This is a genomic window from Pseudomonas sp. PDM01 (assembly GCF_014852325.1).
In the GTDB taxonomy this organism is placed as follows: domain Bacteria; phylum Pseudomonadota; class Gammaproteobacteria; order Pseudomonadales; family Pseudomonadaceae; genus Aquipseudomonas; species Aquipseudomonas migulae.
In genome coordinates this window covers 74,306-86,875 of the sequence record NZ_JACVBK010000014.1, presented here as the reverse complement: position 1 = coordinate 86,875, position 12,570 = coordinate 74,306, and the positions used below count along the sequence as shown (strand labels likewise).

Annotated in this window: 9 protein-coding genes and 1 pseudogene; 4 read left to right on the top strand and 6 right to left on the bottom strand. The window is 51.3% G+C overall.

Going from position 1 to position 12,570, the window contains the following annotated elements; genetic code table 11:
- Positions 1–115: 115 nt before the first annotated feature.
- Positions 116–364, top strand: a pseudogene (locus IB246_RS27745) (NYN domain-containing protein); the annotation flags it as partial.
- A gap of 53 nt (positions 365–417) precedes the next feature.
- Here the strand turns inward: IB246_RS27745 and IB246_RS27740 are convergent.
- Entirely contained in the window at positions 418–939 is a 522-nt protein-coding gene (locus IB246_RS27740; protein ID WP_225609162.1) for a hypothetical protein, read from the bottom strand.
- 822 nt (positions 940–1,761) lie between these two features.
- On the opposite strand from IB246_RS27740, the gene IB246_RS27735 reads away from it, so the two are divergent.
- Positions 1,762–2,139: a c-type cytochrome gene (locus tag IB246_RS27735; RefSeq protein ID WP_081500204.1), complete on the top strand. Its 378-nt coding sequence runs from the start codon at positions 1,762–1,764 to the stop codon at positions 2,137–2,139.
- On the opposite strand, the gene IB246_RS29135 is transcribed toward IB246_RS27735, so the two are convergent.
- Complete coding sequence (locus tag IB246_RS29135; RefSeq protein WP_008039741.1) at positions 2,120–2,320, bottom strand: MerR family DNA-binding transcriptional regulator; 201 nt, start codon at positions 2,318–2,320, stop codon at positions 2,120–2,122. The genes IB246_RS27735 and IB246_RS29135 overlap by 20 nt on opposite strands.
- Positions 2,321–2,687: 367 nt before the next feature.
- Between IB246_RS29135 and IB246_RS27725 the strand changes: the two genes are divergently transcribed.
- Entirely contained in the window at positions 2,688–3,140 is a 453-nt protein-coding gene (locus IB246_RS27725) for a hypothetical protein (RefSeq protein ID WP_008039739.1), read from the top strand.
- Positions 3,141–3,407: 267 nt separating this feature from the next.
- Positions 3,408–4,541, top strand: coding sequence for an aminotransferase class V-fold PLP-dependent enzyme (locus IB246_RS27720; RefSeq protein WP_008039735.1), 1,134 nt, complete (start codon positions 3,408–3,410; stop codon positions 4,539–4,541).
- Between the two features lie 337 nt (positions 4,542–4,878).
- On the opposite strand, the gene IB246_RS28795 is transcribed toward IB246_RS27720, so the two are convergent.
- The 4 genes from IB246_RS28795 to IB246_RS27700 form a co-directional block, all read right to left on the bottom strand.
- On the bottom strand, positions 4,879–5,733 hold the full coding sequence (locus IB246_RS28795; protein WP_225609161.1) for a hypothetical protein: 855 nt from the start codon (positions 5,731–5,733) through the stop codon (positions 4,879–4,881).
- On the bottom strand, positions 5,727–7,475 hold the full coding sequence (locus IB246_RS27710; RefSeq protein WP_008039733.1) for an ATP-binding protein: 1,749 nt from the start codon (positions 7,473–7,475) through the stop codon (positions 5,727–5,729). Before IB246_RS27710 ends, IB246_RS28795 begins: the two co-directional genes overlap by 7 nt.
- A gap of 369 nt (positions 7,476–7,844) precedes the next feature.
- A complete protein-coding gene (locus IB246_RS27705) occupies positions 7,845–10,223 on the bottom strand; it encodes a DUF262 domain-containing protein (RefSeq protein WP_008039731.1) in 2,379 nt (792 codons plus the stop codon).
- Positions 10,220–11,995, bottom strand: coding sequence for a DUF262 domain-containing protein (locus tag IB246_RS27700; RefSeq protein ID WP_008039729.1), 1,776 nt, complete (start codon positions 11,993–11,995; stop codon positions 10,220–10,222). Before IB246_RS27700 ends, IB246_RS27705 begins: the two co-directional genes overlap by 4 nt.
- Positions 11,996–12,570 lie beyond the last annotated feature (575 nt).

The window sequence follows — 12,570 nt, the reverse complement described above, 5'->3', positions numbered from 1 at the left end:
CGCGAATAGCCCATCATGGCCCTGCATCGAATCGATGCTGAAATCAGAGGCCGAATATACGTGTGCAGTCGGCACGGGCGCCAAAGCGAAGGGGGCTTGCAACGAGGAGGAGTCCATATACGGTCATTCCCAAATTCCTGCAAGAAACAGAAGACTTGCCGTTGCAGCAATTGCCGAATGTTTACTCGAAGAAGTCGCCAAGTACGGCGTCGCCAATGTCAAACGGATCAATGGCGACCGGATTGGTCTTCAGTTGGGTGGATGGAAGAAGGTGCTACTCGACCATTAGATTCAGCCCATCCAACAACTTGCGTACACCAAAGGTAAGAGCGCAATAGACAGCTCCCTGATCTTCAACGTAATGGGCTGCTGTTCCCGAGTGTTGGCAGTAGCATATAAAAAACTTTAGCGATAAACTCAACATGGGCCCTTCGCGTAAGTCCCGAAGACAATATGTTTAACCGCCCGATAAACCCTTAATACTCTATCGTTAGAAAGCATTCTTTCACCAGGGTGAAAATCCACTCGCAATCTAATTTTCCCTTCATAAGTTCCGCGAATAGAGCAGGTAAACCGAAACATACAATCATAGTAAAAATATTTTTCATCACGCAAATCTTTAAAAATCAATTCTTTCTTGCGGTCAACCTCATCAAAGCGATAGACCACGAAATCATTCGTCGCCTCCACCACCTCCAAGGTCCTCCCCCCTCTTGTGTTGAATTCGTAAGCAGACCTACCTGGGTCATTCATGCCAACATCATTACGATCAACAAGCACCGTAACCTTTCCAACACTACTACCAACGATATCTACACCGTTGATCAAAAGCGTCTGATGCGCCCCCTTTGAACTAACTCCTTTAGAAATCAAATCTGAATTTAAACAGTACTTCACGCCATCTACCAAAAAATAATTGACCTGCTGACTTTCAGTCATGACACTACGCCACATCCACACAGTAGCTAACACTACCGCAACCAGAATAAAAAACCTCACAGCATCGCTCCCTCACACTTCCAGAAATATGGCGATCTAGAGGAATTAGCACACAACCAATCACTCTTCCGCTATCAGTTTTACTTCAGCTGAAACCGCCCCCAAAGTGCCAACTGAATACCCTACCCCATCACCACAACTGTATCCTTCAACAATCGAATCCTGATGTTATATAAAAGACCACGTCTTTCATCTTCGATCGCATCATTGGACACTCTGGCAGCGTCGGCGACCGTAACTTCATCCTTATCGACAGTCGTGCCCAAATGTACGCGACTCGGCTCTGCCCCTGACGAAGGGACACTAATGCGAGCGTAGACTAGGTGCGTCGGGTGAATTAAAAACTCTTAGATCAAAATGCTATCACGGCATTTTTTGTTTAGAGCCGATCATTGCTAGTCCGCTGCGCTCCTACCCCGTCTAGGGGCTCAAATCCTAGCTAGGCCGTACTTGTTTGCCCACTTTGTTTACTCGTACGTGAGCGAATCAGACCAGTGACAAGATGCTATGTAACGAAGAGAGGTGCCGCCCTGAACTGGTCAATTGCAACCACATGCGAGAGACCGCTATGGGTCGTTTTCTGCCCATCGTGACAGGAAGAAATCGGCCAAGAATGGTCACCGGGATGCGCCGGGAAAACGTGTTGGTTTAATGGGCATCAGAAATGCAGAAATGACTGTGTGCCGACGCGATGGCTGATATCTTTCCCGCGTTCCAAATCGCGTCCAATCGACGCCGATCCCATCAAGGAAGATAAAAACAATGAAAATATTATTCATCGCTTCGCTAGGAATTTTATCGCTGACTCAAACATCACTATCCTTCGCGGATAATGCTAATGGAAAAAATCTCTATCTACAGCGATGCAGCATGTGCCACGGAATGGATCTCAAGGCAACAGGACCGCTGGCCAATAAAAGCAATCCGCCTACACCTGATCTAACAACGTCCGCTTTCAAAAAACGATTAAATGATTATCCGGGCGTGATTGTATCTTCGATAATACTTCGCCCAAATGGCGACTTAATTCCAAGAACCTTGCGTGAGAATGGAGTAAAGCTATCGCCGCAGTCATGGAGCGTTAAGGATTTTCGCGATTTAAATCAATACATGGGTGGTGTTATTTCACAAAACCAATGACCTTTGAAGTGCCTGGTCCTATGCCGTCACCTTCGATTGACATGACGCCAGCGCTTGACTCTGTCCCTTGGGGCAACCCGTAACTGCCGTGGCGCTGAGGGCCCAGCAGGCCCAGTTGCTCATACAAACGAATGGCTTTGGGAGTGCACCCCGACAACCTGGCAAGTTCACCTATGCACATATGACGCTCCTCCCCGATCCAGCTCCGGCCCGCAGTTTACTGGCTGTGGCCGGATGCTGTCCTGGTGCTCACGGTGTTCATGCAGAGTCGGTCAGCGACACCGCGACAGGCAGAAAGCGGCCAAAAGCTGCCTCTAGCCCTTATCCGCGCATGCGCCGCCCGCTGCCTGATGTCCCTCACGGAGAGAGTGATAACAATCAGCGCTGATGCAGACGGTCGCGGCGCACATTCAGCCAACGCATCGCGGATAAATCCGCTCTTGCAACAGCGCGTGCAACTGCCGATCAGGCAGAGCAGCTGTCTTGCGACTAGCTTTACCTCGAACACTAAAATCTCAGTCCACTGCTCAATCAGGTGAAGGTTCGTTATGACAAAAAAAATCGATCTGACGATTACCCACGATTACCTCAATCCGTTTGCCTCGCCGGACAACCCCAAGCTAAGCCCCGAGCTGGTGGACTACCTGTCAGATAGCGCCTGGTACCACTCCGAACTGTGTCTGCACATTCGCTGCCCGGAAGATGAGCGAGAACGCCTGCAGCAAGCCATCAGCAATACCTTTGCGGAAAAGAGCGAACAACTCAGAGGGGATATTCGCACCCACCGGCTGGTAGCGCTGACACTCCTGGGCTTGGCACTAGCCTTGGTGCTGGCAGGCACGGCTCTGGGCATTGAAGGCACCATCCCCGTGGGAGTCGTTACCGTCACCGCGTGGATGCTGCTCTGGCGTAGCGCAGAGATATTTTTTCTGGATATCCGCAACATTAACCGACAGCTGCGTAAGTACCAGCGCATTGCCAGCGCATCAAAGCAGTTTTGATTGAGGTTGATCGTTCTCACGCTACGCGTGGAAGTCATGCCTGAGTTCTGGCGGGCTGAAAATCCGACTTTTTCAACTGATGACCCATTGCTGCCCTGCATGAAGGGCAGCAATGGGTCGGCTGCTACCCTTCGTAACTGGTCGTTATCGACCTGATGATGCCAGCCGCTCGACAGAAGTCGCCATTCCATCCCGAGCAATCTTGTCATTTGCCAAGGCTTAAGGCAGGGTCGATACCACTGACATCTCTGCCAAAGGAGTCACTCCATGTCAAAGCTATATCCCAGTATCGATCCTGAGGGGCTGGTCGAGTACTCAGTGGTCTACACCGACCGCTCGCTCAACCACATGTCGCAGTCATTTCAAGGCGTGATGAAGAACATTTCCAGGACCCTGAAACAGGTCTACAACGCCCAGGCGGTTGCGGTGGTCCCGGGCAGCGGCACATTTGGCATGGAAGCGGTGGCGCGACAGTTTGCCACCGGCCAGCAATGCCTGGTGATACGCAACGGCTGGTTCAGTTATCGCTGGAGCCAGATCCTTGAGATGGGCAACATCCCGGCGGCCACCACGGTGCTGAAAGCCCGACCGGTCGACACGGGTCGCCAGGCTGCGTACGCCCCACCCCCTCTGGACGAAGTGCTGGCAGCCATTGCGGCGCAGAAGCCGCAGATTGTCTTCGCCCCCCACGTTGAAACCTCATCAGGGATTATCCTGCCCGACGAGTACCTGCGGGCCGTCGGCGACGCCGTGCATGCGGTGGGTGGCCTGTTTGTGCTGGACTGCATCGCCTCAGGCACTATTTGGGTTGATATGCACAAATGCGCCGTCGACCTGCTGATCAGCGCACCGCAGAAAGGCTGGAGCGCCTCCCCTTGCTGCGCCCTGGTGATGTTCAGTTCCTTGGCCCTCGAACGCATCGAGCAGACGCAGAGCAGCAGCTTCGCCTGCGACCTGAAAAAGTGGCTTCAGATCATGCAGGCCTACGAACAGGGCGGACATGCCTACCATGCGACCATGCCCAGCGATTCCCTCGCGCGATTCAACGAAGTGATGAAAGAGACGCAAGCCTACGGTTTCGACAAGGTACGCGACGCACAACAGGCGCTGGGCGATCGGGTGCGCGCCATGTTGACCGGCAAAGGCATCAAAAGCGTGGCCGCAGCCGGCTTTCAGGCCCCTGGCGTCGTGGTGAGCTACACCGATGATGCCGACATCAAGAACGGCAAGAAATTTGCCAACCATGGCCTGCAGATCGCCGCCGGAGTGCCGTTGCAATGCGACGAGCCGGCCGACTTCCAGACCTTCCGCATAGGTCTGTTCGGACTCGAAAAGCTGCAAAATATCGAGCGCACGATCAGCACCCTCGAGCAGGCACTGGATGAGGTGATGGTGAACTAAGCCTGCATCTTGCCTGCAGCACAAACCGGACTTGTGAACTCCAAGAAGTCATCCTGCCCTGGGCACTGTCGGCCCATGGCGCTGATCTTCGAATATGACGCTGCTCGTCCAGACGTCATGTCAGAACCACAAGGGAAAGCCCGTGCACGTGTCTTACTGACACGTGTGCTCTTCAGCGCTGTCAGAGAAGGTTTCCAATGAAGCCTTTCACGGGGCGGATGATTGGCGGCTGTATGACTTGGATCGACCCAAAGCTGACTGTGGGGACAGGCAGAAATCGGCCAGAAGCGGTCATCGAGTGCCAACGATTCAGGACGATTCACTTTTCATACAAAGCCTAGACTTGAGGAAGGTCTGGACTGTTTAACAGATAATCCAACAGGGCGTCGTTGCGCAGGACCCCATCATAGAAAATGTGCCCCCAAGCATTCACAGACTTCAATGCTTCCATGTCTCTGAAGTCTTCAAGCCTTGAGCAGACATCCGAACCCTTACTTCTCATCCTTTGTACGTGTCGCAGAAGACGCAGGTAAGCTTCGGAAAAGTAACGATAGTAACGCGACGGGATGCTCAGCTCTTGCAAGTGCCTCTCTATCAAAAAACGGCTGGCGTCAGATAGGCCTGCCGCTGCCGTCAGGTGTATTGCTTCCGGTGCATTGTATGGGCCGTCAATGGTCAACTCGACAAGCTGAGTATCAATGAACGCGTCGAAGTATGGGTGCAAGAACAATCGCTCATTGTCAGTGCTCAACAGCTTTGTTCCCTTGGCTCCCTGGCAGATATCACACATCGGGAACAGGTTCACGGGAGAGACAGCAAATTCTGGGTAGGTATCTTTGGGTAGGTAGTGATCCAAAGTGTTCGGTGTTCCATCCTCTCCACATGCAGGACAATACGTTAATGTACGCCGTCTTAGCACATCCAGAATGGGCTTTTGAACTGACTGAGCTCCAGGTGAAAGATAGAGATTCCTGAACCTGTCCCCTACCTCTTTGGCACTCACGTTAGGCCAAGGCGCTATAGCCTCAGGGTTTCCATTCACAGCAACGTAAAGGCCGACGCGCGCTCGCCACTCTGCATGGATGGCGTTGAAATAGAGTCGATTGACACCATTTTGTCGTTCCAGCACCAGTTGATCGACAATCTCAAGCTCACTTAGATGAAAATGCGGTAAGTCCAGACGTATCACCACTTACCCTCCGCCATCGCGTGAATCTGGATCAGCATTTCTTCGTTGATATTATCCCCGAGTGCATTGATCAAAGCGTCAGCAGATCCGAACTCCAGCAACTTGACTTTCAGCCATTCCTCGAATGGTTTTGAGACTGACTTATCGCCGAAAACGTAAGAGGAGATTCGCTGAATGTCGCCACCAAACGTTTCAAACGGCGGATGGTTGATGAACACTCCGTCGGGAGTGCGCTCGTAGACGTGTACACAGTGCCTTGGGAGTTCTCGGACAGTCACAAGAGAATGCGTCGCGAGCAGCGCTTTCGAGGCGTAGCTGGCCAGGAGCTGTTTAAGCATACCTACGAAAGCAATCTCTAGCGTCGGATGCAGGAAAAGCTCAGGCTCATCGATCACGATAAGGCTGTTGCGGCGCATTGCCCCAAGGATATTGGCGACAATGTATGAAAAAAGTCGTTGGCCGGAGCTGAGTTGTACAGGTTGGCCATCCTTTATGAATACGATGCCGGAGCGGTCATGCACGTACTTTTTCATGCCATCTACTTTTAACGCATGCACTTCAGTTGGAACCACAAGCAGGTAGGCGTCAGGCAGGTTGGATTCACTTTCCTGCGGCTCGACCTCAATCAAACTTGAAACCCAGGTGGGCTCTTCGAAAAACGCGTCCTCCTCGAAGTGGCCGGTCATCCCAAGGGCAATCTCATCAAATTCTATGGCACCTTGCAGAACGTCTTTGAGAGTCTGGACCTTTGCCGACCAACTCTTGATCGCTCCATAACGCTGGTCATCAGCCACGCATTGTATGAGTGAGTGGGCAGCATTTCGACGCGGCCAATCTCGTGAGAGCCTTATACCGTGGCGCTCCTGGCCTAACTCATCGGTGATGGGATAGAAGGCTCTGAGACCAAAGTACTGATACACCCCTTGGTCAGATCGCTCCCCAGGGTCATAGTGGCGATCTCCTTCACTACTCATCGGAAACAATTCGAAAGGGCTGTAAGACACCACGACAACCTGATTGATGTTGACCGCTTCTTGAAAGCCCACATCCTCCTTTTCGGTCGGATTGAGTTTGAGCCACGATCTCACCAGCTGAATGAGGGTTTGGGATTTACCTACCCCATTTGGCCCTATCAGCACATTGATGTCATGCGGTAGCGGGCTGTTCGCACCGAAATTGAGCTGCAGAGGCTGTACGACGCCCTCGGTGTCTTTGAAGTTGAACACCAGGTTGCCGATGCTGATCCCGAGCTGTTGGAAGAAACGCCATCCATCCAAAAAGGCAGCTACCGAAGCCCGCTCACGCTGTAGCGAGTTAGAGAAGCCGTCGCTTTGCGTCAACCTCAGGCTATCTGGGTCAGCGGCGATGTGAACCATGAAGCTGGCGTCGCGCAGAACCTGAGCAACCTCAGCGGCAGTGTTCAAATCAAGATGCCCATCGATCTGTTCGTAAAAAGTAAGCGAATGGGGTGTGGAGATGTAGTGCACGCCCTGTACGGGGAATTTTCCATTCCAACCGTTAGCCACAAGCTCATCGAGATAGCTGTAAGAAACCTTTTGTCCATCGAAAAGAATTCGGATAGGACACAGCTCGACGACCTCACCGCCAATCCGACAATACGTAGGGAAGGTCGTCTTGAAGTTGAAATCGTCCCAGCGGTCAAAGAGCAACAGGATCACATCTGCATCAGAAGCCAGCAGCGCGGTGCGCTTGGTTTTATCCGTACCAACGTAGTAAACGTCCATGTCATTTCCAATCGAAAAGCGATCCGCCGTTTGAATGCGGCTGAATGATCAAAGGGCGCCTGGAGAGCAGCCCTCGAAGGGTGGTTTATTACAGCTGTTGCTTAACGCCCAAGCAATGTCCGGGGCCCATAGATTCAAGCGAGCTAGCTACTCTACTGCCTCTAGAGCGTCAAGGAAAAGACATGATCGCAACGCTGTCATAAAAAATGCCAAAGATGTAGCTGCGGTTGGGGCATCACGAGGGGCTGCTATGGGTCGATTGCAGCTATTTGCGACAGGCAGCAATCGGCCAAAAACAGCCACATTGCTTCGATTAGCAATGTGGCTCTTCAACACTGTATTCAGAGGGTTAATTCAGCGATGGGCATCTCAACCCACTTCACTCACAGTGGACGCAGCCAACTCAAGGAGCCATGACTCAACCTCCTCTCGATCAACGAGCCACTCTTGTATGTCTTCTCCCTCCATAAACCCTAAGGCCCGAAGCGCTTTCGCCTCACTCTCTTGAAGGTCTGCCCCAAAACTCTCATATGCAATGACAAATTGGCCTTGGTCGAATCGGACTGATATTGGCAAAGGCACTTCATTTTTTGTGAGTGAAATATAGAAGCACGGCTCCGACTCAGAGCCACTGACCTCTGAGTAATACAACAGTTCAAGAGCTCCAAGCCTATCTACATCAGCTTTCAGCTTGTGATAGAGCGCATAGCTGAAAAGTTCAGCATGCATGCCATTCATCTGCGTTTTACTCAGCAGGTAAATCTGCTCAGTTGCTTGGTCAAACCGGAGACAGCGAGATTGGCAATAAGCCAAAGCCTGGGGAGTTTGGACAAGTGCTTCAACCCATGGATCTAGCTCCGTAGCGTCATCAATCAAAGCACTTAGCTGCGTCACAAGATTAGCAGTAGGGTCAATATGATCAAAAAGCTGTTTTAAAAGCTTTCTGCGCGCAAATGTATACTCACCCGCCCCCCTTAGCAGGCGTTTCCAACTGACTGTGTCGGTAGATGAATTTACTAATAACGAATAGTTTCTCCCCTTAGATAGTAAGTAATCGCCAATGCAAAGCAACGCACGCTCCCAAATAAAATCAGGCAACGCTTTCAGGCCTCTCTCGTCGAACATGGTGGACGCTTTGGCTAGGTACTCTTGAAACCTTTCTTGCATCTCTCGATGCTGTCCGTCGTTCCAGTTTTGAAGCGGAACCCCGATCTCAATACCACAAAAGTTGATTAGGAACTCGATCTGGCCACGAAAGTAGCCATGTGCCTCGGCACGATAGACACACTCAGACCAACTAGCTTCCGCTCTGATCAGTTGAGCTTTTAGCCTTTCCTCTTCGATTTGCTGTTTTGAAAAACCGGCGACCATCGAGTCCGCATCAGCAAAGTATGCAAGTATATCTTTCGACTGAGGTAGCAGCTCTTGCAGGCCACTGATGCTTCGCTGGAGATCTTCTGTACGATTGTACTCAGTATTCTCTGCAAGATTAAACGCGACTCGCATCCAGTCTTGGAGATGCTTGACCTCATAGCCGTCTTCGTTAAACGACAAAAATAAGGCATAAGCGGAAAACTGAACTATCTCGGTGTAAGAAAGTGATTTTTTCGAAGTGACTACCTTCTGGAAGAACGCACGCTCATCGAATGGATGGTTTTCAGGCAGATGTGTTTGCACCCCTTCACTGCAGCCACTCCAGGTATCGAGTAGCGCAATAACAGAAAGCGTGAAATCTTCATCCAGCCAGTTTCTCGCATGGAAATCACTGTAGTTTGGTGCGCGCTCACTCTGTCGCAAGCGTTCTATGTCCTCCAAGTACTGTTCACTTTCCGGGCTCCTGGTGACTAGGGCAACAGCTCGAAATACGCTCATGATTGCGCCGTCGAACTGATTGTTCGACTTGTCACGAGCGGCCCAAAAAAGATCTGCCCACGCATTATCCATCCGCCAGGCAACGTACTCTGCAACAGAGTGTGCTGCCCCTGCGAACTCGTACGAACGGCTCACAAACTGCGATTTCAACTCGCGTTCATAACGAGCCTTGAAGGTTTCAAATGGCGTAAGCGGCTTTCCGCGCGAGTTCATCTTGATATACAGGTCATCGGACAGGCCGAAATTTTCCAGATCAAGCAGCTGAAAAGTAATGGCCGGTTGACTCTCGCTGACCAACCGCTCGAAAAGATCGGCGGTAGAGGCAAAACGATCGTGGATGGCATCCAGCATGAACAGCGCAGATTGAATGGTGGGATCTAAACGCCAGCTACGAAAATACCAAGGTTGATCAGTAATCAATGCGCTAAGCGAAGTAACATCAGTTGCGTCCTCATCTGGTAAGTAACTGACGAGAGCATCAAAAAACTCGTTACTGCTGGGGCGAACTCTATAGAAAAATCGCGACTTACTCTCGGCTATGAGCATATCGGAAAACCGTTCCCACCTCCCATCAACCCAAGCCAGATACCAATGCAAAAGAAAGAGCGTTGTCAGTCGTTGCTGACCGTCAAGCGGCAAGAACCGTGTGGTCTCACGCCCCTCTACACTGCCGTAAATAAAGTCGAGGTTGAATGGTAACGAGGGGTCATCCGCTGGCTTATCCAGAGCAACCTTGATTGCCTGAAGAAACTCCTGGCGCACCTCCTCTTCCTCTGGGCGGCCTTGCGCATAGTCACGCTGAATTATGGGAATACAAACTCTGCCATGGCGATCCAGCAGCTGCTTGAAATTAATCCGGCTATCCAGTGCACTCATTGCCCACACTCCATGTTTCCAACGAAGAAATCAGCTAACGTATTGTTCATAATCCCGAGGTAACCGTTACTGTCCTCTTCGCCCCAGAACATCATGTTGCCGACTTCTGGGCTGTAGCACTTGAGGAACACATTACGAGTACACAAGGGCACGAAAATACCTGCCTGATCTAACTGCAGAAGTCTCTGCCGTTTCACGGCAAAAACCGCATTTTTGTAGCTCTTGTTGGTGTATTCATCAAGCAGGGCTAAATTAGCGATACTGTGGTCGGCCGCCTCGTCAGAGCCCTCGTTGAAATTGGCGAGAACCCGGTCATACAGTGGGTCAAAAATATCGTTGCTGGCATCGAGCTGAGGCAACGCCAGAAACGATCTGATGTCGTCTTGAAGCTCCAGCTCAGCGCTGCTCGACTCAAGGTAGCTTAGGCAATTGCCCAACCATTTGACTCGCTCATGATGACGCTCAGGCTTATCGTCCGTGATGGAGCGGACATGCTCAATGTTCCAGCTAGCACCTTTAAAACTATCGAACTGAAAGCGCAGGTTCGACTGAGTGTTTTGTAGCAGCGTTGCCACATTAAATAACAGCAAAAGTGACTTAATTTTGGGGGTAGGGTACGTGAGGGTGTCCAGCCTCTCAGCTACCTGCTCACGAATTTCCTGTTTGCTCAATGGCCAGATCACCCGCGCATCAATTGCCTTGGCAAAAATTTCTTGCCGAAGCCGCTGTTGAAAGCCGCTTTTCGAGCAGTTGGAAGACAGCTCACGAATAGTATTTATCGCGGTGTTTTCACTGACTAGATAACCAATCATGTGAAAAAGCACACGATCCTCATACCACTCCTCAAGCAGCAGAAAAGCCTGTTTGATCTTGCGCCACTCAGCCTCAAGGCTGATATCTGGCTGCTTCAATCGTGTGCCAAAAGTAAAAAAGACACCATACGGGTCATGCTTGAACGCTTCGGGAATACCTTCGGCGCTGGCCACCAGCTCGAACAATAAGCCGATGCGGTTCTGCGCGCGATCAAGGTCATTACTGACGAAGTACCAGAACGCATCCGCCTGGAGTGCTTTCTCCATGTGGTCCCACTCGTAGGCAATCTGCGTTTGCAGATTGAGGTACTCTGCCTGATCGGCACTGGAGCGTTTTAAGAATAAGGCACGAATCAGCTCGTCATTGGTCAGCGGAATTTTCCCGACGTTAAGCCTGGTAAACACATCCACCGGGTGCTCAGTCTCTGCAATTTCGTACCAGATGACCTTAACCTTGCCCTGAAACGCAGCTTTGATTTCCTCAAGCTCGCTATCCTTGTCCGCAAACCAGCTCTCGATGGCATCCATGGCCATTTTCAAATGGAAGAAATCCACATTCCTATTGGCAAGCTCTTCAGTGGGCTCATCAAGAAACTTCAGCAGCTCTGGCCTTGTTTCGTACTCGAGCTTAAACAACGGTTGCCGGTATTTCTCGGTAAGCCGTTCATTGAAATGACGCAGGATCAGCATCAGGGTAGTCAGGCGTTGCTGACCATCCACAACCTCATAACCACCCTCTTCGCAGACACGCATAACCAACGGCTGCAAACAATAGAAGTCTTCCGGCTGAGGATTACGGCGCTTGGTGAATTCACGGATATCTTCCAGAAGTTGCGTTACCTGCAGCGGCGTCCAGCGGTAGCCGCGTTGATAAGCAGCAATAAAATAACGCTGAGGTTTTCCTTCATCACCTAGCCGTAATTCGTTGACAGTCTTTAAGGTGATGGCCTGTTCGGTCATATCAGGGGGTCCTTCCGGTGGGCAGTTCATACATATCGCGTTGAGATAGCCAGACGAGGCGTGCGGGCCATTGGCCAGCTAACCCTACCACTTTGGGGGCATCAGGCCAGCATAGCTGTGCATACAGTTTCGGTGCCCACGTAAAGGCTCTCAACGTGAATGCTAAAAACCTCCGCAGAATGCAGGACATGTCACGAAATATCGCGGAGCACAGAACGACCAAAAACTACTGGGGGTTGTGGATTCAACCGGTCGAATGCAGCCCTTCGCGACAGGCAGCAATCGGCCCTTTCGGCCCTTTGCGGACGGTCGCTGCTATCCAGGCGGCATCAATGCTTTCACACTATTAGCATCGCAGATATGCGCGCCTCCTATTTTCTCCAGCGGTAAGCGTCTTCACTAAGCGGGCGATTTCCTGGGCGCCGACATTCCTTCAGTTCTCCCCCTTCTGCCGTTTCAATCTTGGTTCGTGACGTCCCTTTCCAACAAAAAGTAGGCGGCTCGCGCCACTTTAAAACTTCATCCTCGCCGTCTCGCGAAATTTTTAGATTCGTGACGCGGCGCCCATACAAGCA